At 68.1% G+C, this 25,002-nt stretch carries 27 protein-coding genes; 20 read left to right on the top strand and 7 right to left on the bottom strand.

All coding sequences use genetic code 11. From position 1 onward, the window contains the following. Positions 1 to 130 precede the first annotated feature (130 nt). The 3 genes from hemE to L2D01_00700 are packed head-to-tail and all read left to right on the top strand — an operon-like array spanning position 131 to position 2,688. Positions 131 to 1,156: a uroporphyrinogen decarboxylase gene (gene hemE / locus L2D01_00710; GenBank protein ID WBQ10306.1), complete on the top strand. Its 1,026-nt coding sequence runs from the start codon at positions 131 to 133 to the stop codon at positions 1,154 to 1,156. A 21-nt stretch (positions 1,157 to 1,177) separates the two neighbouring features. Next, complete coding sequence (hemH, locus tag L2D01_00705) at positions 1,178 to 2,236, top strand: ferrochelatase (GenBank protein ID WBQ10305.1); 1,059 nt, start codon at positions 1,178 to 1,180, stop codon at positions 2,234 to 2,236. Further along, entirely contained in the window at positions 2,233 to 2,688 is a 456-nt protein-coding gene (locus L2D01_00700) for a CopD family protein (protein ID WBQ10304.1), read from the top strand. The genes hemH and L2D01_00700 overlap by 4 nt, the downstream gene beginning before the upstream one ends. A gap of 3 nt (positions 2,689 to 2,691) precedes the next feature. Here L2D01_00700 and L2D01_00695 read toward each other — a convergent pair whose 3' ends face one another. Next, positions 2,692 to 3,546, bottom strand: coding sequence for a hypothetical protein (locus L2D01_00695; GenBank protein ID WBQ10303.1), 855 nt, complete (start codon positions 3,544 to 3,546; stop codon positions 2,692 to 2,694). Between the two features lie 447 nt (positions 3,547 to 3,993). Between L2D01_00695 and rho the strand changes: the two genes are divergently transcribed. Next, positions 3,994 to 5,250, top strand: coding sequence for a transcription termination factor Rho (rho, locus tag L2D01_00690; GenBank protein WBQ11658.1), 1,257 nt, complete (start codon positions 3,994 to 3,996; stop codon positions 5,248 to 5,250). 88 nt (positions 5,251 to 5,338) lie between these two features. Here rho and secB read toward each other — a convergent pair whose 3' ends face one another. Next, positions 5,339 to 5,827, bottom strand: a complete 489-nt coding sequence (secB, locus tag L2D01_00685) for a protein-export chaperone SecB (protein WBQ10302.1) — start codon at positions 5,825 to 5,827, stop codon at positions 5,339 to 5,341. A gap of 186 nt (positions 5,828 to 6,013) precedes the next feature. Here secB and L2D01_00680 point away from each other — a divergent pair, with 186 nt between their 5' ends. The 3 genes from L2D01_00680 to L2D01_00670 all read left to right on the top strand — a co-directional run bounded on the left by L2D01_00680 (position 6,014) and on the right by L2D01_00670 (position 8,476). Then, positions 6,014 to 6,685: a Tim44/TimA family putative adaptor protein gene (locus L2D01_00680; protein WBQ10301.1), complete on the top strand. Its 672-nt coding sequence runs from the start codon at positions 6,014 to 6,016 to the stop codon at positions 6,683 to 6,685. A gap of 157 nt (positions 6,686 to 6,842) precedes the next feature. After that, the gene (locus L2D01_00675; protein ID WBQ10300.1) at positions 6,843 to 7,898 is read left to right on the top strand and encodes an MltA domain-containing protein; all 1,056 of its coding nucleotides are present in this window, start codon (positions 6,843 to 6,845) and stop codon (positions 7,896 to 7,898) included. Further along, positions 7,898 to 8,476 carry a Smr/MutS family protein gene (locus L2D01_00670; protein ID WBQ10299.1) on the top strand — a complete coding sequence of 193 codons (579 nt, stop codon included), beginning with the start codon at positions 7,898 to 7,900 and terminating at the stop codon, positions 8,474 to 8,476. The genes L2D01_00675 and L2D01_00670 overlap by 1 nt, the downstream gene beginning before the upstream one ends. On the opposite strand, the gene L2D01_00665 is transcribed toward L2D01_00670, so the two are convergent. After that, entirely contained in the window at positions 8,470 to 9,087 is a 618-nt protein-coding gene (locus L2D01_00665) for a TetR/AcrR family transcriptional regulator (protein ID WBQ10298.1), read from the bottom strand. The two genes, L2D01_00670 and L2D01_00665, sit on opposite strands and share 7 nt — an antisense overlap. A 185-nt stretch (positions 9,088 to 9,272) precedes the next feature. On the opposite strand from L2D01_00665, the gene L2D01_00660 reads away from it, so the two are divergent. Beyond that, positions 9,273 to 10,394, top strand: a complete 1,122-nt coding sequence (locus tag L2D01_00660) for a divergent polysaccharide deacetylase family protein (GenBank protein WBQ10297.1) — start codon at positions 9,273 to 9,275, stop codon at positions 10,392 to 10,394. Then, positions 10,391 to 10,894 carry an RNA pyrophosphohydrolase gene (locus tag L2D01_00655; protein ID WBQ10296.1) on the top strand — a complete coding sequence of 168 codons (504 nt, stop codon included), beginning with the start codon at positions 10,391 to 10,393 and terminating at the stop codon, positions 10,892 to 10,894. Before L2D01_00660 ends, L2D01_00655 begins: the two co-directional genes overlap by 4 nt. Positions 10,895 to 10,956: 62 nt before the next feature. Here the strand turns inward: L2D01_00655 and L2D01_00650 are convergent, their stop codons facing one another. After that, positions 10,957 to 11,475: a hypothetical protein gene (locus L2D01_00650; protein WBQ10295.1), complete on the bottom strand. Its 519-nt coding sequence runs from the start codon at positions 11,473 to 11,475 to the stop codon at positions 10,957 to 10,959. A 123-nt stretch (positions 11,476 to 11,598) separates the two neighbouring features. Here L2D01_00650 and L2D01_00645 point away from each other — a divergent pair, with 123 nt between their 5' ends. Then, positions 11,599 to 12,231 (top strand): hypothetical protein, encoded by a 633-nt coding sequence (locus tag L2D01_00645; GenBank protein ID WBQ10294.1) that lies wholly within the window; start codon positions 11,599 to 11,601, stop codon positions 12,229 to 12,231. Positions 12,232 to 12,238: 7 nt separating this feature from the next. Here the strand turns inward: L2D01_00645 and L2D01_00640 are convergent, their stop codons facing one another. Further along, positions 12,239 to 13,219 (bottom strand): cation diffusion facilitator family transporter, encoded by a 981-nt coding sequence (locus L2D01_00640; protein ID WBQ10293.1) that lies wholly within the window; start codon positions 13,217 to 13,219, stop codon positions 12,239 to 12,241. Between the two features lie 98 nt (positions 13,220 to 13,317). On the opposite strand from L2D01_00640, the gene L2D01_00635 reads away from it, so the two are divergent. Continuing rightward, positions 13,318 to 14,118 (top strand): undecaprenyl-diphosphate phosphatase, encoded by an 801-nt coding sequence (locus tag L2D01_00635; protein WBQ10292.1) that lies wholly within the window; start codon positions 13,318 to 13,320, stop codon positions 14,116 to 14,118. Positions 14,119 to 14,127: 9 nt separating this feature from the next. Here the strand turns inward: L2D01_00635 and L2D01_00630 are convergent, their stop codons facing one another. After that, on the bottom strand, positions 14,128 to 14,979 hold the full coding sequence (locus L2D01_00630; GenBank protein WBQ10291.1) for a LytTR family transcriptional regulator: 852 nt from the start codon (positions 14,977 to 14,979) through the stop codon (positions 14,128 to 14,130). Positions 14,980 to 15,167: 188 nt separating this feature from the next. Between L2D01_00630 and L2D01_00625 the strand changes: the two genes are divergently transcribed. Then, positions 15,168 to 16,307 (top strand): acyltransferase, encoded by a 1,140-nt coding sequence (locus tag L2D01_00625; protein ID WBQ10290.1) that lies wholly within the window; start codon positions 15,168 to 15,170, stop codon positions 16,305 to 16,307. On the opposite strand, the gene L2D01_00620 is transcribed toward L2D01_00625, so the two are convergent. Next, the gene (locus tag L2D01_00620) at positions 16,304 to 17,101 is read right to left on the bottom strand and encodes an outer membrane lipoprotein carrier protein LolA (GenBank protein WBQ10289.1); all 798 of its coding nucleotides are present in this window, start codon (positions 17,099 to 17,101) and stop codon (positions 16,304 to 16,306) included. The genes L2D01_00625 and L2D01_00620 overlap by 4 nt on opposite strands. A 219-nt stretch (positions 17,102 to 17,320) precedes the next feature. On the opposite strand from L2D01_00620, the gene L2D01_00615 reads away from it, so the two are divergent. From L2D01_00615 to grpE, 8 genes are all read left to right on the top strand, one after another. Then, the gene (locus L2D01_00615; GenBank protein WBQ10288.1) at positions 17,321 to 17,893 is read left to right on the top strand and encodes a DUF2244 domain-containing protein; all 573 of its coding nucleotides are present in this window, start codon (positions 17,321 to 17,323) and stop codon (positions 17,891 to 17,893) included. A gap of 16 nt (positions 17,894 to 17,909) precedes the next feature. Further along, a complete protein-coding gene (locus L2D01_00610) occupies positions 17,910 to 18,788 on the top strand; it encodes a methylated-DNA--[protein]-cysteine S-methyltransferase (GenBank protein ID WBQ10287.1) in 879 nt (292 codons plus the stop codon). Between the two features lie 9 nt (positions 18,789 to 18,797). Then, the gene (locus tag L2D01_00605; GenBank protein WBQ10286.1) at positions 18,798 to 19,394 is read left to right on the top strand and encodes a hypothetical protein; all 597 of its coding nucleotides are present in this window, start codon (positions 18,798 to 18,800) and stop codon (positions 19,392 to 19,394) included. Positions 19,395 to 19,405: 11 nt separating this feature from the next. Further along, positions 19,406 to 19,873 carry a VOC family protein gene (locus tag L2D01_00600; GenBank protein ID WBQ10285.1) on the top strand — a complete coding sequence of 156 codons (468 nt, stop codon included), beginning with the start codon at positions 19,406 to 19,408 and terminating at the stop codon, positions 19,871 to 19,873. Positions 19,874 to 19,979: 106 nt separating this feature from the next. Beyond that, positions 19,980 to 20,261, top strand: a complete 282-nt coding sequence (locus L2D01_00595; protein ID WBQ10284.1) for a hypothetical protein — start codon at positions 19,980 to 19,982, stop codon at positions 20,259 to 20,261. 106 nt (positions 20,262 to 20,367) lie between these two features. Further along, on the top strand, positions 20,368 to 23,142 hold the full coding sequence (polA, locus tag L2D01_00590) for a DNA polymerase I (GenBank protein WBQ10283.1): 2,775 nt from the start codon (positions 20,368 to 20,370) through the stop codon (positions 23,140 to 23,142). A gap of 74 nt (positions 23,143 to 23,216) precedes the next feature. After that, positions 23,217 to 24,284 carry a heat-inducible transcriptional repressor HrcA gene (gene hrcA, locus L2D01_00585; protein WBQ10282.1) on the top strand — a complete coding sequence of 356 codons (1,068 nt, stop codon included), beginning with the start codon at positions 23,217 to 23,219 and terminating at the stop codon, positions 24,282 to 24,284. 45 nt (positions 24,285 to 24,329) lie between these two features. Continuing rightward, positions 24,330 to 25,001 carry a nucleotide exchange factor GrpE gene (gene grpE / locus L2D01_00580; GenBank protein ID WBQ10281.1) on the top strand — a complete coding sequence of 224 codons (672 nt, stop codon included), beginning with the start codon at positions 24,330 to 24,332 and terminating at the stop codon, positions 24,999 to 25,001. Position 25,002 lies beyond the last annotated feature (1 nt).

Raw genomic sequence — 25,002 nt, 5'->3', positions numbered from 1 at the left:
TTGTCCACACTGGCGCCCAGCCTTGCTACTGATCCCCCTCTTTCATTCTTTCAGGAAATAAAGATAAGGAAGGGACACCTACCTGTGGGGACGTGCCGTGCCCCGCCCTCTCAGGACAGTGAAGATCGCCATGACTGACAAACCACTTCTCCAGGTGCTTTCCGGCCAGACCCTCGCCCGCCCACCGGTATGGCTGATGCGCCAGGCGGGCCGATACCTGCCCGAATACCGCGCCGTGCGCGCTACCCAGCCTGATTTCATCGCCTTTTGCCTCAATCCCGAAGCGGCGTGCGAAGTGACGATGCAGCCGATCCGGCGCTATGGGTTTGACGCGGCTATCGTGTTCGCCGACATCCTGCTCCTGCCCTATGGCCTGGGTCAGAAAGTCTGGTTCGAAGCCGGAGAGGGCCCCAAGCTGGACCCGATCACGCTCGGTGATCTGGGGCGTTTGTCACAGGATCGCGCCCGCGACGTGCTGGCGCCGGTGTGCGACACGCTGACGCGGCTGCGCGCGGCCCTGCCGGCCGAAACCACCCTCATCGGCTTTGCCGGTTCGCCCTGGACCGTGGCCACCTACATGATCGAGGGCGGCGGCTCGAAAGACCGGTTCAAGGCGCGCGCCATGGCCTGGAGCGATCCGGCCGGCTTTGATGCGCTGATGGACCTCCTGGCCGACGCCACAACCACCTATCTCGCCGACCAGGTGAAAGCCGGCGCCGACGTCGTCAAACTCTTTGATTCCTGGGCTGACAGCCTGCCCGACCCCCTATTTGACCGGGTAGTGATCCGCCCCACCAAGCGCATTGTGGATGGCTTGCGCGCCCAAGGCATCAGCGCGCCGGTGATCGGTTTCCCGCGCGGCGCAGGTCCCCAGGCTGTGCGCTATGCGGCGCAGACCGGCGTGACCGCGCTGGCGCTCGATCATGGCATGGATACGCAGTGGGCGGCCTCGGCGCTGCCCAAAACCCTGCCCGTTCAGGGTCAGCTCGACCCGGCGGTGCTGCATGCAGGCGGTGCGGCGCTGGACGCCGAAGTCGACCGCCTGCTTTCCGCATGGGCGGGCCGGCCCTATGTGTTCAATCTTGGACACGGCATCAATCTTGAGACCCCGCCCGAGCATGTGACCCGTCTGATGGCGCGTCTGCGGCAGGGATAACAAGCCGCACAAAGGACGACCATGACCCGGCGCATTGCAGTGGTGCTGTTCAATCTGGGCGGTCCGGACGGGCCCGATGACGTGCGCCCGTTTTTGCGCAATCTGTTCCGTGACCCCGCCATTATCGGCGCGCCGGGCTTCATCCGCGAGCCGCTGGCCTGGTTTATCTCCACCACGCGTGCGCCGTCGGCCAAAGAGAATTACGCCAAGATGGGCGGCGGCTCGCCGCTGGTGCCCGAAACCCGCAAACAGGCCGATGCGCTCTCCAAAGCGCTGAGCGCCGCTTTGCCGGGCGACGAGGTCAAGGTGATCCTGGCCATGCGCTACTGGCGCCCGTTCGTAAAGGATGCGGTCAAGGAGGTCGCGGCCTTCCAGCCGGATGAAGTCGTCATCCTGCCGCTCTATCCCCAGTTCTCCACAACGACCACGGCGTCATCGCTCAAGGCCTGGCGTGAAGCGGGGGGGCCTGAAGCGCGCGTCGTGTGCTGCTATCCCCAAGAGGCCGATTTCATCGCCGCCCATGCCCAGCTGATCGAGGACAGCTGGCGCAAGGCGGGATCGCCTGACAATGCCCGGGTTCTGTTCTCCGCCCACGGCCTGCCGGAAATCGTGGTCAAGCGCGGCGACAGCTATCAGTGGCAGGTCGAGCAGACCGCCGCCGCCGTGGCGGCGCGCCTGCCAAAGGCCCTGAGCGATATCGAGATCTGCTATCAGTCGCGGGTCGGGCCGCTCAACTGGATCGGGCCGTCGACGGAAGAGGCCATCGAGCGCGCCTGCACTGACGAGCGCCATATTCTGTTGTCGCCCATCGCCTTTGTGTCTGAACATATCGAGACGCTGGTGGAGCTGGACGAAGAATACGCCGAGCTGGCTGAAGAATACGGCGCGAAGGGCTATGATCGCGTTCCGGCGCTGGGTGATCATCCCGGATTCATCAAGGCGCTGGCCGGCCTCGCCGTGTCGGCGCTGGATGGACCGGCGGGTCTGAAACCCCCGGGCGGTCAGGTGATCTGCCCGGCTGAATTTGGACGATGCCCGTGCCGCGAGGCCGGGCTGGTGGTTGAGGAGGCGGCGGCATGATCGATTTTCTGGCTCCCGGCGGCGGCGCCTATGAAATCATCAAGGGCCTGCATATCGCGGCGGTGATTTTCTGGATGGCGGGCATGCTCTATCTGCCGCGCCTGTTCGTGTATCACCACCAGGCCATTGCGGGCGGCGAGCTCGAAGGCGCGCTGCTGACCCAGGAGCGCAATCTGCTGGGGATCATCCTGAACCCGGCGCTGATCGCGGTCTGGCTGCTGGCGATTGTCATGCTGGTCTCCAATCCCGGCCTGTTCTCGCAGGGCTGGATGCACGTGAAGCTCCTGCTGGTGCTGGCGCTCAGCGGCGTGCACGGCTTCTACGCCGCCAGCGCGCGCAAATTCGCCAATGGCGCCCGTCCGCGAACGGAAAAATTCTGGCGCCTGATCAACGAAGTCCCGGCCATCGCAGCGATCATCATCGCGGTGCTGGCGGTGTGGAAACCCTTCTGAGCCTTACTCGCTGAACATCCAGCGCAGACCCGCGCGATAGGCGTCGGCGCTGTTGGCCGCATGGCTGCCGCCGGGGATCGTTTGAACACGCGCCTCCCACGGCCGATCGGGACGGTCATCCCACGCCGCACCCCAGCGCAGCGCCGCTTCACGCAAGACCGGCCAGTCATTTTCGCCGCTGGCGATCATCAGCTTCAGGTCCGGGCGCGAGGCTGTTGAGGGCTCGGCGAAGAAAAAGCCTTCTGTCGGGGCGAAGGCCGGATTGCTGGCGATGCGCCCCCAGAACAGGTCCGGATCGGTGAAGGCGGAATACAGCACGAAACTGCCGCCACGCGACTGCCCGAACAAAATCCGGCGCCCGGGATCAGCGTTGTAGCGCGCCTCGATCAGCGGCAGCAGCTCGCCGGCCAGAAACTGTGCAAAGGCCGGCGCTCCGGCCTCGCGCCCTTCGGCGCCGGGCGGCATGAAATCCACGCTGCGCGCATTGATCTCAGGCGAAAACGAGCCGTAGGCGATGCCCACGATGATCGCTTCAGGCAGGCCGTCATCATAGGTCAGGAACAGATGGTTCGCCGCCAGGATCGGCCACAGGGAATCGCCATCGAGCACATAGACCACCGGATAGATCTGCGCGCCCTGCGGGTCATATTCGTCTGGCACGCGCACATGGATGTAGTAGGTCCGGCCCGTATGGTCCGAGGCCAGGGGGAAGTGGGCCCCGGTGAGGGCGGGCAGATGGGCGAGCGCGACCGGCCTGTCAGCGGACGCAGGCAGAGCGGGCGCCGATGCGCAGCTGCCCGCCACACAGACCGACACAGCAATCGCCCAGCACCGCGCCAGCGTGCGCACTCTACCCATCCTCAACATGCTCCGGCCTTCCCCTGACGCATCAGCGGCTATAATGCCTCATGGCGCGCATCGGGGCGAGCCGATTGACGGTGTGTCATGGCGTGTGAAACGCCGCTTCAGCTTGACGTGCGCGCCCGGCTGTGGCACGGACTTTTGCGAAACCTGTCATCAGGTTCCCTTCCTTCACCTGCGGCGGCGGCGTTTTGGCGCGCTCCCGGGTCAACCAACACGAAGTCATGTCCCGGGCATCCAGCCTGGCCGGTGCAGTCAGGGCCATATCTGGTCCGGCGCTGAGGCTGGCCCCGCGCGAGTCCCGCCCGCCTTCCGCCCTCTTTCCCTTTCGCCTTTGCTCCCGAGATGATCATGAACGACGACCACCGCTACGATGACGATATGGACGATGACGCGGGCGAGGAGGACAACGGGTCTTCCGATCAGAGCCGCGCCGGCGAGCGCATGTCGCTGCAGGAGCTGAAGGAAAAAAGCCCCGCCGAGCTGGTGGCTCTGGCCGAGCAGCTGGACATCGAGAACGCGGCCAGCCTGCGCAAGCAGGGCATGATGTTCGCCATCCTCAAGGCGTTGGCCGAAGAGGGCGCGTCGATCTTCGGCGGCGGCACGCTGGAAGTGCTGCAGGACGGGTTCGGCTTTCTGCGTGCGCCGGAGTCCAACTATCTGCCTGGTCCCGACGACATCTATGTTTCGCCCAGCCAGATCCGCCGCTTCGGCCTGCGCACCGGCGACACGGTGGAGGGCGAAATCCGCTCGCCGCGCGACAATGAGCGGTACTTCGCGCTCCTGAAAGTCGCCAGCATCAATTTCGAGGACCCGGAAAAGACCCGGCACAAGGTCCATTTCGACAATCTGACCCCGCTCTATCCCGAGCAGCGCTTCCAGATCGAAAACCCCGACCCGACCCGCAAGGACCGGACGGGGCGCGTGATCGATATTGTATCGCCCATCGGCAAGGGCCAGCGCGCCCTGATCGTGGCGCCGCCGCGCACCGGCAAGACCATGGTGCTGCAGAACATCGCTCACGCCATCGAGACCAATCATCCCGAATGCTTCCTCATGGTGCTGCTCATCGACGAGCGCCCCGAGGAAGTGACCGACATGCAGCGCACAGTGAAGGGCGAGGTGGTCGCGTCCACTTTCGACGAGCCGGCGTCGCGTCACGTGCAGGTCGCCGAAATGGTGATCGAGAAGGCCAAGCGCCTGGTCGAACACAAGCGCGATGTGGTGATCCTGCTCGATTCCATCACGCGTCTGGGCCGCGCCTACAACACCGTTGTGCCGAGCTCGGGCAAGGTGCTCACCGGCGGCGTGGACGCCAACGCCCTGCAGCGTCCGAAGCGCTTCTTCGGCGCGGCGCGCAATATTGAAGAGGGCGGCTCGCTGACCATCATCGCCACGGCGCTGATCGATACCGGCAGCCGCATGGACGAGGTGATTTTCGAAGAGTTCAAGGGCACGGGCAATTCGGAGATCATTCTGGACCGGAAAGTCGCCGACAAGCGCGTTTTCCCGGCGATCGACATCCTCAAATCCGGCACCCGCAAGGAAGAGCTGCTCATCGGGCGCACCGAACTGCAGAAAACCTATGTCCTGCGCCGTATTCTCAACCCGATGGGCACCCAGGACGCCATCGATTTCCTTCTGTCCAAGCTCAAGGAAACCAAGAACAATTCGGACTTCTTCGACTCCATGAACACCTGACGCGCGTCTTCAGCGCGGGCCTGAACATGAAAACGCCCTCTCCGATCCGGAGAGGGCGTTTTTGTTTCAGGCGTCAGGCGTCAGATGATCAGGCTGTGCCCTGCGGCTCGCCGCCGGGCTGTTTGTCGGCCAGCTGCTGGCGGTAGAGCGCGGCGAAATCCACCGGCTCCAGCATCAGCGGCGGGAAGCCGCCATCGCGCGTGGCGTCGGCCAGGATGCGGCGCGCGAACGGGAAGATCAGGCGCGGGCATTCGATCAGCAGGAAGGGCTCGCGGGCGCGTTCGTCCAGATTGCGGATCGAGAACAGGCCGGCATAGGTCAGCTCCGCGATGAAGAGCGGCCCCTTGTCCGACTTGGCGTTGGCGCTGAGCACCAGCTCCACTTCGAAGGTTTCGGCGTCCAGGCTGCGCGCGCGCACATCCACCGAAAGATCAATCTCCGGCTGGCCCTGACCGCGCAGGCTGTCGGGCGCGTTGGGGTTTTCGAAGGAGAGGTCCTTCACATACTGGCCAAGCACGCGGATCATCAGCGCGGCGCCGGCCTCGCCGCCGGGCTGGGGTGCGGGAGCATCGGTCATAAGGGAATCCATCTCTGTTTAAGGTCAGTCCGGGCGCACGCGCACCGGGCGGAAACGGCAGGTGCGGGCCGGTAGCACGCCGCCGCTGCTGCGGCAAGCGCAGCCCCGGCGTGACGCGGCGCGCGCGAATGACTATATCAGGGAGGACCCACCCGCCTTGCGCACAGATGACAGGCCCGATACGCCATGAATATGGACGTCCTCCAGCTCTTGTTCTTCGCCGGCCTCGCCGTCTTCCTCGGCGTGCGCCTCTACATGCTTCTGGGCAAACCCTCGGGCCGCACTCATGAAGATCATGTGCGTGAAGAACGCGAGCGCGCTGCGGCGGCCGGCCGTGCGCCGCGCCCGGCGGGTCCGGCCGGCCCGGCCTCTGCCGATCTGTCACCGGATTCGCCTGTGTATACCGGCCCCGCCGCCGCAGGCCTGGCGGCCATTGCGGCGGCCGATGGCGGCTTTGATCAGAGCGGCTTCATCTCTGGCGCGCGCGAAGCGTACGCCATGATCGTCACCGCCTATGCCGCCGGGGACAAGGATGCGCTCGGCCCGCTCCTGAGCGACAAGGTGATGGCCGCCTGGGGCGCGTCCATCGACGGGCGCGCGCAGAAGAACCTGACCATGGTCACCGAGATCGACCGGCTGAAGAGCGCGGAGATCGTGGAAGCCTCTCTTAACGATAACCGGGCCAGGGTGAAGGTCGCGTTCAGCGCGGAAATCGCCAGCGAGACCCGTGACGCTGACGGGACAATCGTGGAGGGCGATCTCACCACGCTGAAGACAGTGGACGAGATCTGGAGCTTCGAGCGTGATGTCACCAGCCCCAACCCGAACTGGTATCTGGCGGGCGTGCGCACGGCCTAGAGCGTTTGGCGCCGGCCTGATCGCGCTCGTTCTGGCGGCCTGCGCCAGCGCGCCGCCGCCGGGTGCTTCGCCATCACGCCCCGCGACCGGCGCCGCCAGTCCATCCCCGTATGATGCGCCCCGCGCGCCGGACCTCACCCCGGTGCGCTTTTCAGCCTTGCCCGGTTGGACCGGGACCGATGCGCGGCCGGCGCTGGCGGCGTTTGTGGAAAGCTGCCGCCGGGTGGAGGCGCGGCCCGATCACGAACCGCTGGCGCGCAACGCCCCTTACGCAGGCCGCACTGGCGACTGGCGTGAGGCCTGTCTGGAAGCGTCCATGCTGGCCGGGCGCGCTGATGCAGACGCGGCGCGCGCCTTTTTCGAGCGCCAATTCACGCCCATGCGCCTGGGCGCCCGTGGCCGGCTCACTGGCTATTACGAGCCCTATGTGGAGGTGCGCGAGGCGCCCGACACCGAGTTTTCCATGGCGATCCGCGGGCGTCCGGGCGATCTGCTCACCGGGGATCTGGGCCAGTTCATTGCAGGGCTTGAGGGCCAGCGCATTGTCGGGCGCGCTTCGGACCAGAGCTTCGAGCCCTACCGTCCGCGCGCCGAGATCGAGGCGCTCAATCTGGGCGTCCCGCTGGCCTGGGGCCGGCCTATCGATGTGTTCTTCCTGCAGATTCAGGGCTCGGGGCGGCTGGTCTACCGCGATGGCGGTCAGGCGCGGGTGCGCTTTGCCGCCCATAACGGCCTGCCTTACGTATCCATCGGGCGCATCCTCATCGACCGGGGCGAGTTGCCCTCTCATGGCGCGTCCAAGCAGGATATCGAGCGTTGGCTGCGCCAGCGCGGCCCGGACGCCTGGACGGCGCTGTTCAACGAGAACCCGCGCTATGTGTTTTTCAGCCTCGATGCTCTCAATGACCCGAATGAAGGCCCTCTGGGCGCTCAGGGCGCGCCTCTGACGCCCATGGCCTCCATGGCAGTGGATCCGGCCTATCACGCCTGGGGCGCGCCGGTGTTTGTGCAGGCGGTGCTGCCGGGCGCGCCCGACTGGTCCGGGCTGGTGATCGCGCAGGACGCCGGCGGCGCCATTACCGGACCGGCGCGCGGCGATCTGTTCTTCGGCTGGGGGCCGGAAGCGGGCGAGCGCGCCGGGCGTCAGAATGATCCTGCGGCGCAATGGACCATCCTGGTGCCGCGCGCCCTGGCCGCGCGCCTGACCAGCTGATGGCGCGGCGTCCGTCACGGCCCCTGCGCCCGGATGAGCGCGAGCTGTGGCGGCGCTTCGCCAGCGGGGTGCGCCCGTTGGATGCGTCCCGCATCAAGGCGCTCGACGAAGCGGCGCCCCCGCCTGACCCTGTGCTGGACACCCGGCCTTTGCCCATGCCGGCGCAAGGCCCGCGCGGTATTCCCCGGCCGCCCGACGCCACAGCCCGCCGTCCAACCGATCGTTCCTCCGACCGGCGTCTGCGCCGCGGGCGGGTGGAGGTGGAGGCGCGCCTCGATCTGCATGGCCTGACGGCGAGGGCGGCGCGCGGCGAGCTGTTGCGCTTTCTGATGCGCGCCCGGGCGCGGGGGTTTGGAGCCGTGCTGGTGATCACCGGCAAGGGCGCGGGCGCCCGCGCGCAGGATGACAGCCGGTTCGAGCCGTGGAGCGTGGATGCGCGGCCCTTGCCGGGCGTATTGCGCCGTGCCTTCACCGACTGGATGGGCGAGCCGGATTTTGCGCCCCTGTGCGCCGGCTACAGCCCCGCCCACGCCCGTCATGGCGGCTCGGGCGCCTTCTACGTTATTTTACGTCACTGATCTGACAGGGCGCTGCGCGCCATGTGGGCGAGCGCCGCCCGGGCGCGCGCCCAGGCCGCGTCCTGCTGCGGGCTGCCGGCGCGCCCCTTCTGCGAAGCGCTGCGCGCCAGCACGAGCTGGTGCACTGTGGCGATCAGAATTGCGTTGACCGCCAGCGCGTCGATGCCGTCCGGCGGGGCCAGCGCGCCCTGACGCCGCGCGATCCAGCCCGCGATCATGGCCGCGCGCGCTTTGGCGAAACCGGCCAGCGCCGGCGCAGGTCCCGACAGCTCCCACAGAACAAGCTTCTGCGCGGCCGGATGGGCGGTCAGCGCCTCAAGATAGGCCATCACCAGCTGCTCTATGAGACCGGCATAATCTGAAGCATGACGGGGCGGGGCGTGACTCTCCAGCGCCGCCGCCAGAGCCTCGCCCTCGCGTTTGCAGAGCGCTGTTGCGAGCCCGTCCAGACCCCCGAAATAGCGGTAGATGAGCTGCTTGTCGCAGCCCGCCTCGCGGGCCACGGCGTTCACGCCAAAGCCGGCAAACCCGTCCCGGACCAGCACGTCGCCGGCGGCCTCCATGAGGCGGGCCTCGGTGGCGGCGCGGCTGCGGGTTTGGGCCTCGGTCATGAGTCGCCTGTCGCCTGAACCAGAGTCACTATGAGGTGACTTTATGGATCACCATACGGTGACATGGCGGCGCATTCAATCAGGCGCCGTCGCGCCCGCGCGGCCGATCTTCGTTAACGATTCTTTACGGGCGGCGGGGCAAGGTGATACCGCGAATCACCCTGATAAACGGATATATCCGGCCCATGCCTGCGCCGAATCCAGACCGGTCCCCCTTGCGCGCTCCGCTTCTGGCGGGGCTGGCTGCGGCGTGCGTGTTCATTGCCGGGGCGGTGGCCCTGTCGGTCTTTACCGGCGGCGAACCAGGCCCGGTGAGCGCCGAAGCCGACATCGCCCGGCCGCCCGAGCCGGTGATCCTGGCCGAGGCCGAGCCTGTGCCTGCTGCGCCCGATCCGGTCCCGTTCGAGTTTGCGGTGGATGAAGAGGTTTCCCTTCCCGGCGTCAGCGACACCGAAGCCGCGCTCAACGCGCCGCCTGCCCCCGCGACGCCAACCGCGCCTGCCGCGCCGCTGCCGGGCTTGTGGGAAGACGGTCCAGGCGGTCCATTGCCCATGATCAGCGCGGATGGCCGGCGTCCCGACGAGGCCTATGCCCGCGCCCATGCGCCGCGCACCGGCCCTGTGGTGGCGCTGATCGTCGGCGGCCTGGGCATGTCCGAGCGCCTGACGCTCGAGGCCATCGAGACCCTGCCGCCGGAAGTGACACTGAGCTTTGCGCCCTACGCCAACGATCTGCAGGGCTGGATCGACCGCGCCCGCGCCGCCGGGCACGAAGTGCTGATCGAACTGCCCATGGAGCCGTTCGACTATCCCAATAACGATCCCGGCCCCCACACCCTGCTGGCGGACGCCTCCGAAGCCGAGAACGCGCGCCGCCTCGCCTGGCTTTTGTCGCGCTCGGCGGGCTATGCCGGAGTGATCAATTATCAGGGCGCGCGCCTGGGCGCCGCGCCCGCGCCCCTGTCGCAGATTTTCGCCCGGCTGGAAGCGCGCGGCTTGACCATGTTCCATGACGGCGCCGGCCGGCGTCAGGTGATCGAGGCGGCAGGCCGCGAGGCGAATGCCCGCCTGGTGCTGGCCGACCGGGTGATTGACGCGGACCCGAGCCCCGAATCGGTGGAGACGCGCCTTCTGGAGCTCGAAGCGCTGGCGCTGCAGAACGGGTCGGCGCTGGGCTCGGGCTTCGCCTATCCCGTCACCGTGGACGCCGCCGCCGCCTGGGCCGAGGGCCTGTCGCGGCGCGGCTATGTGCTGGCGCCCGCCAGCCATGTCGCGCGTCTGCGCCGCGACGACGCCAGCGGGACATGAGCCGGGCGCACGATCCTTACCCTGAGCATCGACCCAATGCCGGGATGGTGTTGTTCGACCGGCGCGGTCTGGTCTGGATGGGCCGGCGCTATGCCCAGGGCGGGCCCTGGGTCTGGCAGTTTCCCCAGGGCGGGCTCGATCCGGGCGAGGATGCGCAGGCCGGCGCCCTGCGCGAGCTCTACGAAGAAACCGGCGTGACCGAGGATCTGGCCGAGCTCATCGGCGAAATTCCCGGCTGGCTCGCCTATGATTTTCCGCCCGAAGTGCTGGCCCAGCGCCGGCGCAATGACTGGAAAGGCCAGAAGCAGCGCTGGTTCGCCTTCCGCTATCATGGCACGGACGCAGCTTTCGACCTTCAGGCCGTGCCGCCCCAGGAATTTGAAACCTTCCGCTGGGTGCCGCTGGCCGAGACGCCCGCCCTGATCATTCCGTGGAAGCGCCACGTGTATGAAGCGGTGGCCCGGGGCTTTGCGCATCTGGCGGGCCCGGCGGGTTCCTGAGCATGCCGCGCCTGAAGGCGCCGTCAGGAGGACGCCCGAAAGCGCCCTCCTGATGCGTCCGCTCAGCTGCCCGGCGCGCGGGCCACAGGGCCGAGATTATTCACCACCTGACGGGCGTCGAACGAGTCCGGCCCGCCCGGCGAGGCGCCGCGCACCAGCACGATCTCGGCATTGGCCTCGAACCGGGTCACTTCGCGCACGTGGTAATCATCCCAGAACGGATCGCGCCAGCCATACCAGCCAAAGCGCGGGTGGAAATAATTATAGCCGAACCCGTAGCGCGACCGGAACGGATCGCCCGACCCGACAAAGCGCCGGTTGGTGTCGGTGTCCCGGCGCGCCAGCACGAAATGATCGGCGCCGCGCTCCAGCGTGAGCTCGGCCGCGCGCAGCAGGAGATAGGTCTCCACCGTTTCGCGGTCGGTCAGCGTGTTGCCGCGGAAACTGACGGTGTAGCGATTGTCCTCGATCTGCTGCTGGCTGAAACCGAAGCCCCCGGGCTCGGCGCTCTGGTAAGGCGTGGGCGTGGCGCAGGCCGTCAGCGCGCCCGCCAGCGCAATCGTCGTCACAAGCCTGATCATGGCTCTTCATCCTTCTGACTCGCCCCCGAAGCCTTAAGTATGGTTAACTTGGCGCGGGCTGGAAAGCCCACAGCCGAGGATTTGGCGGACCGGGGGGCGAGGCGGATGCGGATGGACATGGCGATGCGCTCGTTTCTGCTGGCCGGCGTGCTGGCCCTGATCGTCGCGGCGGGGCTGGCGGGATGGTGGTTTTTCGGCCGTGACGCCGGGCCCGCGGGTGATGATCCATTCGCGTCGAGCGAGCAGGATCGGCTCGAAGGTTCGCTGTTCGACGAGTTCGGCGAGACCGGCTCCAGCGAACCGCGCGGCGAGGTGCGCATCACGGTCGGTCAGGGCCTGGCCGGCGCGCCGCAGGCGCCGTCGGTCATGGACGCCCCGCCGCGCTTCGCCGGTCAGGCCAGTGCGGAGCCGGAGCCTTGGTGGCGCACAGCCCCGGATGCCGGCGCGGACACAGGGACAGGCCGCTTCGAATCATCGGCGCCCTTGCCGCGCGGAACCGCTGAGGAGCGCGTCGAGGCCGATTGCCGCTATCGCGGCGGCCGGTCCTGGGCCTGCCGCTGCCTGGTGCGGGTGGCGCGCGCGCGGCTCGACACAGCCGAGTTTGAGTTCCTGTCTCTGGCCGAAGAGGCCGATGGCCGGCCCGAGCGCCTGCGCCGGTCCGGATTGGATGCGCGCGCCTTGCCGGCGATGTCAGCCGCTCTGGTCGGCGTGCATGCAGAGGCCGACCGGCGCTGCGGCGCCGGGCTCACGCCCTGACGCCGGATCAATCTGTCGCGCCGTCCGGCTTCTGCGGACTGTCGTCAGGGGCCAGGAACAGGGTCTGGCCGTGGTCAGGGCCAATGCCCGCCGGTTCGGGATGAATGATCACGTCCGCCGCCGGCCACTGGGCGGCGATGCGATTTTCTGCGTCCGTCAGGATCGCATGCGCCTCGGCCAGCGACAGGCCCGGATCCAGGGTCATATGCATCTGGACATGGACGAACGGTCCCGATGCCCGGCTGCGCAGCTGGGTGACGCCCTGAACCCGCGGATCGGCCTGGGCCAGCGCCAGAATCTGCGCCCGGTCGGTCTCGGGCAGTTCGCGGTCCATCAGGTTCTCGATGGCCTTGAACCCGATGGTCAGCGCGGTCCAGACCAGCCAGACCGCCACGCCGGCGGCGATCAGCGGGTCGGCGGCCTCAAACCCCGCCAGCGACAGGCCGATGGCCGCCATCACGGCGAGATTGGCGCCCAGATCAGACAGGTAATGGGCCCGGTCTCCGGCCACGGCGAGTGATCCTGTGCGCGCCACCGCCCGCGCCTGGGCGCGCACCAGCAGCAGGGTGGCCACGATGGAGACCACCATCACGCCCAGCGCGATCCCGCCTGCGGAGACCGGCTGGGGGTCTAGAAACCGCAGCCAGGCCTCGCGCAGCAGCAGGGCGGCGGAAAACGCCACCAGCACCGCCTGGAACAGGCCTGCCAGCGCCTCGGCCTTGCCATGACCGAAGCGATGCTCGGAATCAGCCGGGCTGGCGGCGTAGCGCAGGGCGAAGAACGTGATCAGCGAGGCGGCCAGATCCAGCGCGCTGTCGGCCAGCGAGGCCAGCATGGCCACGGATCCGGACAGGGCGAAGGCGACCGCTTTCAGGGCGATCAGGCCCGCAGCCGTCAGCACCGACCATCGGGCGATGCGCGAGGTGATGGCGCGCGCTTCCAGCGGGGCAAGCTTGCCCGGACCGCCGGGCGCGGCGTCATGCGGCATGGTGCGGCTCCAGACGGGCTGTGCTTGCGGACTTGGCCCCTGCCCCGTATCAGCCCAGCATCGCGCTGTCATCCATTCGTCGGCTGGGAGGCCGGTCCATGAGCATTGTGACCCTGATCGTGCTGGCCCTGGTGCAGGGCCTGACCGAGTTCCTCCCGGTCTCGTCTTCAGCTCATCTCATCCTCGCGCCGGACGCCGCCGGGTTCGAGGATCAGGGCGTGCTGATCGATCTCATGGCCCATGTGGGCTCGCTGGCGGCGGTGATGATCTATTTCCGCAATGATGTGGCGGCGGTGGTCATGGGCAAGATCGCGCTCCTGCAAGGGCGCATCACGCCGGGCGGGCGGCTGGTCCTGCTGATCGCCGCGGCGACGCCGCCGGTTTTGCTGGCCGGGGCGGTGCTGTATTTTTCAGGCCTCGCCGACGCCCTGCGCTCGCCGGCCCTGATCGCATGGATGATGATCGGCTTCGCCATACCGCTGTGGGCGGCGGATCATTTCGGGCGCAAGGCCGTGACCACCGAGACGCTGGGCTTTCGCTCCGCCATGCTGATCGGTCTGGCGCAGGCGCTGGCTTTGCTGCCCGGCGCCAGCCGGTCGGGCGTGACCATGACCGCGGCGCGCGCCGTGGGCATGGACCGCGAACAGTCCGCGCGCTTCTCCATGCTGATGTCGATCCCGGTGATCGCCGCCTTCGGCCTGATCGCCGTCATCGAGCTCGCCCGGGGGGCCGACCTGGGCGCCAGCCTGACCGACGGGCTGATCATCGCCGGCCTGTCTTTCGCCGCCGCCTACGCCTCCATTGCGGTGCTGATGCGCTTCGTGGCCCGCATCGGCTTCCTGCCCTTCGTGATCTACCGCGTCGCACTGGGCGCGCTGATCCTCTGGCTGCTGGTCTAGAGGCAGGCGTCAAAGGCTCGCACGGTAGCGCCGGCTCACAGGCAATTCCTGGCCGCCGGACAGGCGCACCCGGGCGCCGCCATCGGCGCCGGGGATGATTTCGCGGATGGCGGCCCGGGTGGCCAGGTGCGAGCGGTGCAGGCGCACCGGATCGGCGCCGGCCTCCTCCAGCATGACAGCGAGCTCCGACAGCGGGATGCGGGCCAGATGCACGCCGCTTGCGGTGCGCACCTGCGCGTAATTGCCTGCCGCGCTCGCCGACACGATCTCGCCTGCCGGCAGGCGGATTTCCCGTCCGCCGCAGCGCAGCGAGACCAACCCGCCCTCGCGGGCGTCGCGATGCATGGCCGCCGCCGCCATGCGCGCGCGCGTCAGGGCGCGCAGCAGCATGAGCACGGCCTGAAAGCTGATATAGGACAAAGCGTCCTTGCGCAGCTCATAGATGAAGGTCTGCACAAGCGGGCCAAAGCCCTGATAGGGCCGATCCAGAAGCAGCGGCCAGAGCAGGCTTCGAAACCTTGTCATCAGTCCCGTGTGAAGGGCGGCGAAGGCGAGAAGGCCGGCGCCATGCACGACCAGGCTCATGCGCCAGCGTCCCGGCTCCAGAGGGAAGGCTGCGCCCAGCGTCAGAGCGGCGGGCAGAAGCAGCAGGATCGCCGCGCCGCTGGCGCCCTCCAGAACATAGGGGTAGAGGCCCGGCGCGCCGCCGCCGCGGGCCATCTCGTCGGCCAGTGACAGGGCGTTGATGGTCACCGCCGCCACCACGCCGATGGCGCAGGTTCCCAGCGCCATGAGCCAGGCGCGCCGGTCGGCGGCCCGGTCGCGGTCATGATCCTGACGTGTCAGCTGGTTGAGGCGCATGGCGCCACAGTGTGCCGCGACGGCGCAACGCGCGCCAGTGGCGTTCATCCCCTGAGTGCGGCGTTTCGTCCCGGATAGCGGCGTCAGCCGCCGCCGCCCGTCACGCCGGGCTGGCGCCTGTCCCCGGGGGCGCGACCGGGGCGGCGCCGCGGGGCAGATTATCGTCGCTGACACTTCCGGAGCCCGTGATGACGCCGCCAGAGCGCAGACCTGATCTCGACGCCTTGCGCGTCTTCGCCTTCGCCGTCCTGATTTTTTATCACACAGGCATGGGATACGTGACCTGGGACTGGCACGTGAAGAGCGTCTATGCCGGGCCCGTGCTGGAATCTGTGATGGCGCTGTCCAGCCCCTGGCGCCTGCCCCTCTTGTTCTTCATCTCCGGCGTGGCGATGGCCAGCCTACACGCAAAGCTCGGCGCCGCCGGGTTTGCGCGCGACCGCGCAGCGCGTTTGCTGGCGCCGCTGCTCCTCGCCATGGCCGTGATCGTGGTCCCCCAGGCCTATGGCGAGCTGCGCCAGTCGGGCGAGATCGAGGCGGGATATCTCATTTTCTGGGCGCGCTATCTGTCATTCCAGGGCGGGTTCTCCATCATCACCCCGACTTGGAACCATATGTGGTTCGTCGCCTATCTGGCGGTCTATGCACTGGCGCTGGCGCCGGTGATCGCGATGCTCAGCCGGGCGGGCGCCCGCGCGCTGGATTCCTGGCTCACAGGACGGCGCGCCGGGTGGGTGATGCTCATGGCGCCGATTGCGCCGCTCCTCCTCATCCGCTTTACCCTCTCGGAATTCTTTCCCGTCACCCATGATCTGGTGAATGACTGGGCGACCCACGCCTTCAGCCTGACCTTTGTCCTCTATGGAATCGCCATCGCCCGCTCGCACTCCGCCTGGCGGGCGGTGGACCGGATCGGCCCGGCGGCGGGCGCCTTGTGCCTTGCCGCCGGGGCGGCGCTGACTGTGGTCTGGCAGAACTGGGATGTGATCGCCGCCCAGCCGCTTCAGGCCGCGGGCTGGCGCGCCCTCCGGCTCGCCTATGCATGGTGGGTGATTCTCGCCCTGTTATGGCTGGCGCGCCGTCTGGTGCGCCGCAGCGGGCCGGTCCTGCAGCGCATGAGCGCCCTGATATTTCCGGTCTATCTCATCCACCAGACCATCACGGTGACGGCGATATACTGGGTCACATCGGCAGGCTTGCGCCTTGGCGCGGTCGCGGAGTTCACGCTGGTGGCTGGGGCGACGCTTCTGGGCTCGATCGTCTTTGCACTGGCCGCTGAGCGCACCGGCCCCTTGCGGGTCTGGTTCGGGCTGAAGCCGCGGTCCTAGCGGCGCCGGCCGCGGCGGCGGTCGGGGATGACGTCTTCGTCGTCGAGCACGAACAGGCGCGGCTCCAGATTGACGCCGGTCTCCACATCGCTGAGCAGCACTTCGGTCAGGCCGCCCATGGCGTCCACCGCGTACCAGCCGGCCAGCTGCAGGGTTTCGGCCGGCAGGCCGGGGTCCGGATCCTCGAACACCAGGGTCAGGCGCACATCGGTTTCGCCATCGGGATCGTTGAGGGTGATGTAGAGCCGCCCGCGGCTGTGGCCGGCATCGGTCACGGCGCCGGTTTCGCTCAGGGCCGGACCGGCCCCCAGCACGTAGCGCAGCGGCGTGGACGCGATGGGCGCGCGGTCAATGGTCTCCAGGTCGAAATCGGCGATGGCCACAGTCGACCCGTCGGCCACCATCAGCATGGGCGTGGGCGCGTCATAGGCGAAACGCGCCCGGCCGGGCTTGCTCAGCGCCACATCGCCTGTGGTCAGCGTGCCGTCGGGCGCAATCTGCTCAAAGCGCGCGCGCAGGGTGGTGAGGCCCTCAAACCAGGCTTCGGCCCGGGCGACGCTGTGAGCGCGCTGTTCGGCGCCCGTCGCCTCCTCGCCGGACGGCAAGGGCACGATGGCGTCCGAAGACGGGTCTGGTTGAGCCACATAAACATAAGAGCCGCGTTCGGCGCTCGCGGCTTCAGCGGGCGATTCCACCGGGGCGGAGGCGCGCGGCGCCAGAGGCGCAGGCGGCGCTCCGGCTGCAAATACGGCGGCGCTCAGCGCAGTGGCGGTCAGAAGGGCGGACAGGGTCATGGCATCAGGCCTGATCAAAGTGGGACGCGACCGAAGATGCGTCAAACTGCTCCCGGTCGCCATGAAATCAAGTTTCACCGCTGATTTTGGCGCGAGAAAGGCGTGTGCGTTCATATTGCGTGCAGGATGCAGTGGTCCAACCGCGCTGTGGAAAGCGGCCTGAGGCGCGTGGCCGCAGCCTCTGTGCGTTGGCGCCCTATCGCCCTATTCTGGAGGCCCATGGATCAACGCCGCATCTATGAAACCTGGCCCGCCGAGGCCGCGCCTCCGCCCCTGGGGGCGGACGAGCCGCTTGTGTTCAACGCGGAAGTCCGGCCCAACCGCTCTTTGCCCAATACCGGCTTCTATGTGCTGATGGGCGCCATCGCGCTGGTCAGCTTCACCGCCGGGATCGCCTTCATGATGGCGGGCGCGTGGCCGGTGCTGGGCTTTTTCGGGCTGGACGTGCTGCTGGTCTGGCTGGCTTTCCGCATCTCCTACCGGGACGGGCGGCGGCTGGAGACCATCGAGATCACCCGCCGTGAAATCCGCGTCGGGCGGCGCTATCCCACCGGCCACCAGACCTGGTTCCGCCTGCCCAGCGCCTGGACGCGGGTGAATGTAGCCGGGGCGGGCGAGCCTGATGTGCAGGCCCATCTCACCGCCATGGGCAAGACGCTGATTATTGGCGCCATGCTGTCGCCCAAAGAGCGCGAGGGCCTGGCCGCCGCCGTGCGTGAAGCGCTGGAGGCGGCGCGCCGCCCCGATATTGTCCCGGACGCGCAAGAATCAGGTGGCGGCGCCCCGGCCTGACGGGCAGTTTGCCGCCATGAGCGATTCCCGTGCCCACTTCCGCCCAGACGCGCCCGCCCCGCTGGACGAGCGGGCGCGCGACTATCCGCGCATTGTCGCGGCGCTGGATTTTCTCAGCGCCCACTGGCGCGACCAGCCGGACCTGGCTGCCGCGGCTGCCGCCGCGGGCCTGTCGCCCGGCCATTTCCAGCGCGTCTTCACCCGGTGGACCGGGGCGAGCCCCAAGCGCTTCGTCCAGGCCCTGACCCATGCCAGCGCGCGGCGCCTGCTGGTGGACGGGGCCAGCGTGCTGGATGCAGCGCTGGAGACCGGCCTGTCCGGCCCGTCGCGCCTGCATGACGTGTTCATCGCCGAAGAGGCCGTGACGCCGGGCGAGGCCAAGGCGGGCGGGACCGGCCTGAGTTTTCGCTGGGGGCAGGCGCTGACGCCGTTCGGAGCGGGCGTGTTTCTCATCGCGCCGCGCGGCCTGTCGGCGCTGGCCTTTGCGTCGCCGGACGGGACGGACGACGCTTTCGCCGATCTGGCGGCGCGCTATCCCGGCGCACGGTTTGAACGTGATGACGCGCTGGCTGCCGACTGGGCGGGGCGGATATTCGATGCGCGGGCGGGTGAGGCGGCCCTGCCGCTGGCGCTCTATGGCACGCCCTGGCGCCGTCAGGTCTGGCGCGCGCTGCTGCGCATCCCGTCCGGGTGCACGGTGAGCTATGGCGATATCGCCCGCGAGGTCTGCACGCCAGCCGCCAGCCGGGCGGTGGGCGCGGCGGTGGGGGCCAATCCGGTCAGCTGGCTGATCCCGTGTCACCGGGTGCTGGCGGGCGATGGGCGCCTGACAGGCTATCACTGGGGGATCGAGCGCAAGCGCGCCATGCTCGCCTATGAGGCCGCAAGGCGCTAAAACGCCCCCATGACCGATATCAATCCCGGACTGCTCTTCATCGCCGCCGCCATTGCGGTCTTCATCCTTGTGTGTCTCGTGCGCTGGGGTCTGGCCGTGCGCGCCCTCGCCGCTGATGCCCGGGCCGAATATGCCGGGCGCCTGCGCGACAGGCCGGGCAGCGTGGCGGGCCTGAGCGAGGCGGACTTTACATCGCTGTATGTCACCAGCTTCCAGCCGCGCTGGGCGCTCTACGCCGCCATTGCAGCGGGCGCCGCGCTGGTGGTGACGCCCGTGGCGCTGACCATATCAGGCTCGGCCTATGAGTTGGTCTGGCGCGCGCTCGGGGCGCCCGAATGGGGCGGGCCCATCGGCTATGTCTATCAGTTCTCGCTGTTCTTCGGGGCCATCGCCATTCTTGCGGTGATCGCCGGGGCGGTGGCGCGCGCCTATTGGCGCCGGGCGCCGGAACCCTGGACCCATGCGCTGGCCCGGGCGCGGGGCGAGCCGATCCCGGAAGAGACCGGCTGGCGGCGCCGGCCCAAATGGGCGCGCCGCGCCCGGCCCGATGATTATGAAGCCGGTGACGACGGCGATGAAGACAGCCGGACGGACGCAGCCCGCTAGAGGAGATGGATATGGAATACCTGCACGCCATGGTGCGCATCCGTGATGTGGATGCGTCCCTGCATTTTTATTGCGACGGGCTGGGCCTCAAGGAAGTGCGCCGCAAGGAGAGCGAGGCCGGGCGTTTCACGCTGATCTTCCTGGCGTCGGCGGACGATATCGCCCGCGCCGGGCCGGTGGACCTGACCGAAGGGCCGGTGCCCGCCGGCATTCCGATGATCGAGCTCACCCATAACTGGGACGCTGAAGACTATAAAGGCGGGCGCAATTTCGGCCATCTGGCCTTCCGCGTGGCGGATATCTATGCGCTGTGCGCCCGGCTGCAGAGCCTGGGCTATGTCATCAGCCGCCCCCCGCGCGACGGGCATATGGCCTTTGTGCGCAGCCCCGACGGCATCTCCATCGAGCTTCTCCAGCGCGGCGAGAAGCTGGCGCCGGCCGAGCCCTGGGCGAGCATGGAAAACAGCGGGTCCTGGTAAGGCGTTCCGGGCGCGCGGGCGAAGGGCGAAAACCGGAACATTAAAGGAACATCCTTGACAGGCGGCCATGTTCCGCCTATGTTCTGCTCATGGAAGGAGCAGAACCATGCGCTACGCCCCTCATACCAATGGTTACGCCCGCAATGCCGGCACGCGCTGGCGAGGCGAGGATCTCGCCAGGCTGCGCACGCTGGCGCGCGACGGCGCCCCCGTCCGCCTGATCAGCCTGCGCCTCGGCCGCCCTGACAGCGCCATCCGCGCCAAGGCAAGCGAGCTGGGCCTGACCCTGTCCAACGCCGAGCCCGTGGTGGCGCCGCCGCCCGTGCGCACGTTGACCCGCACGCCCCGTGCGTCCGCGCCGCAAGGTGATCTGTTCGCCCATGCCTGACGGCAAGCCGTGCCAGGGCGCTTGCGGGCGCCGCTCGCGCATTGCCCCGGCAAGCGGCGGGGCCTAGCTTGGCGGCTCTCATGCAAGAGCCAGCCGGAGCCTGACCATGGCCGTGACCCGCCCCGTTGACGCCCAGTCCCATGTCTATCTGGTGGACGGGTCGGGGTTCATCTTCCGCGCCTATCACGCCCTGCCCGCCCTGACCCGCACCGACGGCCTGCCCGTGGGGGCGGTGCAGGGCTTTTGCGCCATGGTGTGGAAGCTTCTGAATGATCTGCGCGGCGAGGATGCGCCCACCCATCTGGCGGTGATTTTCGATCATTCGGCCACCACGTTCCGCAATGCGCTCTATGACGGCTACAAGGCCAACCGGCCCGAACCGCCCGAGGATCTGGTCCCGCAATTTGCGTTGATCCGCGAGGCCACGCAGGCGTTCAGCCTGCCCTCCATCGAGATGGACGGGTTCGAGGCCGACGATCTCATCGCCACCTATGCCCGCCTCGCTGCCGAAGCCGGCGCGCGCGTCACCGTGGCCTCGTCCGACAAGGATCTGATGCAGCTGGTCAATGACCAGGTGACGATGCTGGACCCCATGAAGGTGCGCCGCATCGGGCGCGAAGAAGTGATCGAGAAATTCGGTGTGCCGCCGGAAAAGGTCATCGATGTGCAATCGCTGGCCGGCGACAGCGTGGACAATGTGCCCGGCGTGCCGGGGATCGGCATCAAGACCGCCGCCCAGCTGATCGAAGAATACGGAGATCTCGACACGCTGCTGGCGCGCGCCGAAGAGATCAAACAGCCCAAGCGCCGCGAATCCCTGATCGAGCATGCCGACAATGCCCGCCTGTCGCGCGAGCTGGTGACGCTTAAAGTCGATGTGGATGTGGAGACAGGCCTGGATGCCTTCGGCGCCGCCGAGCCCGATGGCGAGCGCCTGCTGAGCTTCCTGCGCACCATGGAGTTCCGCACGCTGACCCGCCGGATCGAGGAAGCGCTGGGCGCCGGCCCCGCCGACGAAACCGGTGACGCCACCGCGCCGATCAATCGTTCGTCCTACAAAACCGTCCAGACTGTTGAAGAGCTCGACACCTGGATCGCCAGAGCCCGCGCCGCCCGTGTCATCGCCGTAGACGTGGAGACCGATGCGCTGTCCGCCAGCGCGGCCCGGCTGGTGGGCATCTCGCTGGCGGTGCGGCCGGGTGAAGCCTGCTACATCCCGCTGAACCATCTGGGCGGCGACCTCGCAGACGGCGGCGGGCGCCCAAAACAACTCTCTGAAGCCGATGCGCTGGGGCGGCTCAAGCCTCTGCTGGAAGACCCCGCCATCCTGAAAGTCGGCCAGAACTTCAAATACGATCTGGCGGTGTTCGCGCGCTATGGCGTGTTCCCGTCGCCGATCGACGACACGATGCTTCTGTCCTACGTCCAGCATAGCGGGCTGCACGGCCACGGCATGGACGAACTGTCCGAGCTGCATCTCGGCCATAAGCCCATGAGCTTCAAGGAGGTGTGCGGGACCGGCAAGGCGCAGAAATCCTTCGCCGATATCGATCTGAAAACCGCCACGCAGTACGCCGCCGAGGACGCGGACGTGACCTTGCGCCTGTGGGAGATTCTCAAACCCGCCCTGGCCACGGGCGGTCTCGCCACTGTGTATGAAACCCTGGAGCGGCCCCTGCCGGCGGTGCTGGCGCGCATGGAGCTTCACGGCGTCAAGGTGGATGTGGCCCAGCTCTCGCGCCTCTCCTCGGTGTTCGCCCAGAAAATGGCCGAGGCTGAAGACGCGGCGTTTGAGGCGGCGGGCACGCGCTTCAATCCCGGCAGCCCCAAGCAGATCGGCGATATTTTGTTCGGCGATATGGGCCTGCCCGGGGGCAAAAAGACCAAATCCGGCGCCTGGTCCACCGACGCCGCCGTGCTCGAAGAGCTGGCCGCCGCCGGTCACGCCTTGCCGCGCGCGCTCTTGACCTGGCGTCAGTTCGCCAAGCTGAAATCCACCTATTCCGATGCGCTGAAAGAGGCGATCAACCCGGTCACAGGCCGGGTGCACACCAGCTTCTCGTTGGCGGCGACCTCCACCGGGCGATTGTCGAGCTCGGAGCCCAATCTGCAGAACATCCCGATCCGCACCGAGGAGGGCCGCAAGATCCGCGAGGCCTTTGTGGCCGAGCCCGGCCATGTGATCGTGGCGGCGGATTATTCCCAGATCGAGCTCAGGCTGCTCGCCCATATCGCCGGGGTGGAGGCGCTGAAAGACGCGTTCCGGGCCGGGCAGGACATCCACGCCATGACCGCGTCGGAAATGTTCGGCGTGCCCATCGAGGGCATGGACCCGATGGTGCGGCGCAATGCCAAGGCCATCAATTTCGGCATTATCTATGGCATTTCCGCCTTTGGCCTCGCCAATAATCTGGGCATTTCGCGCGACGAGGCGAAGACCTATATCGACAGCTATTTCAAGAAGTTCCCCGGCATCGCCGACTATATGGAGGCGATGAAGCGCGAGGCGCGCGACCGCGCCTATGTGGAGACCTTGTTTGGCCGCCGCATCCACCTGCCCGGCATTCGCGACAAGAACCCGGCCATGCGCCAGTTCGCCGAGCGTCAGGCCATCAACGCGCCCATTCAGGGCGCCGCCGCCGACATCATCCGCCGGGCCATGGCGCGCATGGACGCCGCCATCGCGCAGGCGGGCCTGAGCGCCCGCATGCTGCTGCAGGTCCATGACGAGCTGGTGTTCGAGGTCCCGGAGAGCGAAGCCGGAGCCCTGATCGCGCTGGCGGGCCAGGTCATGAGCCAGGCCGCCGCGCCCGCCGTGGTGCTGTCCGTGCCGCTGGAGGTCGACGCACGCGCGGGCGCCACCTGGGGTCAGGCGCACTGACGCCAGCGGGCGCCGCTCAGGCGGGGCTTGTCCAGGCGATTGCGCCTGACCGCCATCATGCCTAATTGAGAGCCATGACCGGGTTTCCTCCCACCCACACCACGTCTCTGGCCGAGCTCGACGCCCGCTCGCGTGATATTTTCCGCGAGCTGGTCGAGGCGTATCTGGACACCGGGGAGCCGGTAGGCTCGCGCACCTTGTCCAAGCGCTCGGCCCTGAACCTGTCGCCGGCCTCGATCCGCAACACGCTGGCCGATCTGGCCAGCGCCGGGCTCCTGTCGGCGCCTCACACCTCGGCCGGGCGCATGCCCACCCATGCGGGCCTGCGCCTGTTCGTGGATGGCCTCCTGCAGATCGGCGATCTCGACTCCGATGACCGCAAGGAGATTGACGACCGGGTAGCCGCCGTCGGCCGGCGCACCGAGGACGTGCTCAGCGAAGCCTCCACCCTGTTGTCAGGGCTGGCGGGCGGCGCCGGGCTGGTGGCGGCCACGGCCAGTGAAGCCGCCCTGCGGCACGTGGAATTCGTCGCCCTCTCCCCCGGCGAGGTGCTGGCCGTGCTGGTCAGCGAAAATGGCTCGGTGGAGAACCGGCTGATGCGCGCCCCGGTGGGCATGCCGCCGGCGGCGCTGATCGAGGCGGGCAATTTCCTGTCGGCGCGTCTGCGCGGCCGCACGCTGGCCCAGGCGCTGAGCGAGATCCAGACCGAAATCGCCGAACGCCGCGCCCAGCTGGATGAGGCCGCGTCCGAGCTGGTGCGTCAGGGTGTGGCCGACTGGACCGGGCCGGAGACCCGCCAGCTCATCGTGCGCGGCCAGGCGCGCCTGCTGGAATCGGTCCAGGCGGTGGAGGATATCGAACGCATCCGCATGCTGTTTGATGATATCGAGCGCAAGGAAGGCCTTCTGGCCCTGCTGGACGAGGCCCGCGCCGGCCAGGGGGTGCGCCTGTTCATCGGCTCGGAGAACCCGCTGTTCTCTCTGTCCGGCTCCAGCGTGATCGTCTCGCCCTACCGCAACAGCGATAACCGCATCATTGGCGCCATCGGCGTCATCGGCCCCACCCGGCTCAATTACGCGCGGGTGATTCCGCTGGTCGACTACACCGCCCAGGTGGTCGGCCGGCTGCTCGGCGCGCGCTGAGGCGAAACCTTGACCTTGATCCAAGCTGACGTGAAGACCTGACCCATGACCGATAAAGACCAGACCCATTCCGACGACGACGCGCGCCTCAATGAGGCCGCGCAGGCCGAATTTGACGCGGCTCAGGCCGAGGCTGATGAGTCCCGCACCGAAGCGGACGCCCAGATATCGCCCGAAGCGGTGATCGAGGGCCTGCGCGATCAGCTCCTGCGCGCCCTGGCCGAACAGGAAAATACCCGCAAGCGCGCCCAGCGCGATGTGAAGGATGCGCGCGACTATGCCGTCACCGGCTTTGCGCGCGACATGCTGGACGTGGCCGACAACCTGGCCCGTGCGCTGGCCGCCGTCAGCGACGAGGCGCGCGCCTCGGCCGGGCCGGCGCTGGCCAATCTCCTGGAAGGCGTGGAGCTGACCGAACGCCGCCTGGCCGCCACGCTGGAGCGTCACGGAGTGAAGAAGCTGTCGCCCGCGCCCGGCGATCCGCTCGACCCCAACCGCCATCAGGCCGCCGCACAAGTCCCCGCCCCCCAGCCCAAGGGCTCAATCGCTCATGTGATGCAGCCGGGCTACGTGATCGGCGAGCGCACCTTGCGCGCCGCCATGGTGGTGGTCAGCGCAGGCCCGGCTGACGGCGCGGGGCCCGACAGCGCGGCGGCCAAGCCGCAAGCCAATAACGGCGCCGCAAAGCCGGGCAGCGGTCTGGACGTCGAGGCCTGAA

The organism is Hyphomonadaceae bacterium ML37, from assembly GCA_027627685.1.
Lineage (GTDB): Bacteria > Pseudomonadota > Alphaproteobacteria > Caulobacterales > Maricaulaceae > Oceanicaulis.
Note: the sequence above shows the minus strand (reverse complement) of the source record. Positions and strands in the feature narration are given on the sequence as shown.

Excerpts from the sequence above, each read along its gene's own strand:
- hemE (WBQ10306.1), top strand. The coding sequence starts at position 131 with ATGACTGACAAACCACTTCTCCAGGTGCTTTCCGGCCAGACCCTCGCC.
- hemH (WBQ10305.1), top strand. The coding sequence starts at position 1,178 with ATGACCCGGCGCATTGCAGTGGTGCTGTTCAATCTGGGCGGTCCGGAC.
- L2D01_00700 (WBQ10304.1), top strand. The coding sequence starts at position 2,233 with ATGATCGATTTTCTGGCTCCCGGCGGCGGCGCCTATGAAATCATCAAG.
- L2D01_00695 (WBQ10303.1), bottom strand. The coding sequence starts at position 3,546 with ATGGGTAGAGTGCGCACGCTGGCGCGGTGCTGGGCGATTGCTGTGTCG.
- rho (WBQ11658.1), top strand. The coding sequence starts at position 3,994 with ATGTCGCTGCAGGAGCTGAAGGAAAAAAGCCCCGCCGAGCTGGTGGCT.
- secB (WBQ10302.1), bottom strand. The coding sequence starts at position 5,827 with ATGACCGATGCTCCCGCACCCCAGCCCGGCGGCGAGGCCGGCGCCGCG.
- L2D01_00680 (WBQ10301.1), top strand. The coding sequence starts at position 6,014 with ATGAATATGGACGTCCTCCAGCTCTTGTTCTTCGCCGGCCTCGCCGTC.
- L2D01_00670 (WBQ10299.1), top strand. The coding sequence starts at position 7,898 with ATGGCGCGGCGTCCGTCACGGCCCCTGCGCCCGGATGAGCGCGAGCTG.
- L2D01_00665 (WBQ10298.1), bottom strand. The coding sequence starts at position 9,087 with ATGACCGAGGCCCAAACCCGCAGCCGCGCCGCCACCGAGGCCCGCCTC.
- L2D01_00660 (WBQ10297.1), top strand. The coding sequence starts at position 9,273 with ATGCCTGCGCCGAATCCAGACCGGTCCCCCTTGCGCGCTCCGCTTCTG.
- L2D01_00655 (WBQ10296.1), top strand. The coding sequence starts at position 10,391 with ATGAGCCGGGCGCACGATCCTTACCCTGAGCATCGACCCAATGCCGGG.
- L2D01_00650 (WBQ10295.1), bottom strand. The coding sequence starts at position 11,475 with ATGATCAGGCTTGTGACGACGATTGCGCTGGCGGGCGCGCTGACGGCC.
- L2D01_00645 (WBQ10294.1), top strand. The coding sequence starts at position 11,599 with ATGCGCTCGTTTCTGCTGGCCGGCGTGCTGGCCCTGATCGTCGCGGCG.
- L2D01_00640 (WBQ10293.1), bottom strand. The coding sequence starts at position 13,219 with ATGCCGCATGACGCCGCGCCCGGCGGTCCGGGCAAGCTTGCCCCGCTG.
- L2D01_00635 (WBQ10292.1), top strand. The coding sequence starts at position 13,318 with ATGAGCATTGTGACCCTGATCGTGCTGGCCCTGGTGCAGGGCCTGACC.
- L2D01_00630 (WBQ10291.1), bottom strand. The coding sequence starts at position 14,979 with ATGCGCCTCAACCAGCTGACACGTCAGGATCATGACCGCGACCGGGCC.
- L2D01_00625 (WBQ10290.1), top strand. The coding sequence starts at position 15,168 with ATGACGCCGCCAGAGCGCAGACCTGATCTCGACGCCTTGCGCGTCTTC.
- L2D01_00620 (WBQ10289.1), bottom strand. The coding sequence starts at position 17,101 with ATGACCCTGTCCGCCCTTCTGACCGCCACTGCGCTGAGCGCCGCCGTA.
- L2D01_00615 (WBQ10288.1), top strand. The coding sequence starts at position 17,321 with ATGGATCAACGCCGCATCTATGAAACCTGGCCCGCCGAGGCCGCGCCT.
- L2D01_00610 (WBQ10287.1), top strand. The coding sequence starts at position 17,910 with ATGAGCGATTCCCGTGCCCACTTCCGCCCAGACGCGCCCGCCCCGCTG.
- L2D01_00605 (WBQ10286.1), top strand. The coding sequence starts at position 18,798 with ATGACCGATATCAATCCCGGACTGCTCTTCATCGCCGCCGCCATTGCG.
- L2D01_00600 (WBQ10285.1), top strand. The coding sequence starts at position 19,406 with ATGGAATACCTGCACGCCATGGTGCGCATCCGTGATGTGGATGCGTCC.
- L2D01_00595 (WBQ10284.1), top strand. The coding sequence starts at position 19,980 with ATGCGCTACGCCCCTCATACCAATGGTTACGCCCGCAATGCCGGCACG.
- polA (WBQ10283.1), top strand. The coding sequence starts at position 20,368 with ATGGCCGTGACCCGCCCCGTTGACGCCCAGTCCCATGTCTATCTGGTG.
- hrcA (WBQ10282.1), top strand. The coding sequence starts at position 23,217 with ATGACCGGGTTTCCTCCCACCCACACCACGTCTCTGGCCGAGCTCGAC.
- grpE (WBQ10281.1), top strand. The coding sequence starts at position 24,330 with ATGACCGATAAAGACCAGACCCATTCCGACGACGACGCGCGCCTCAAT.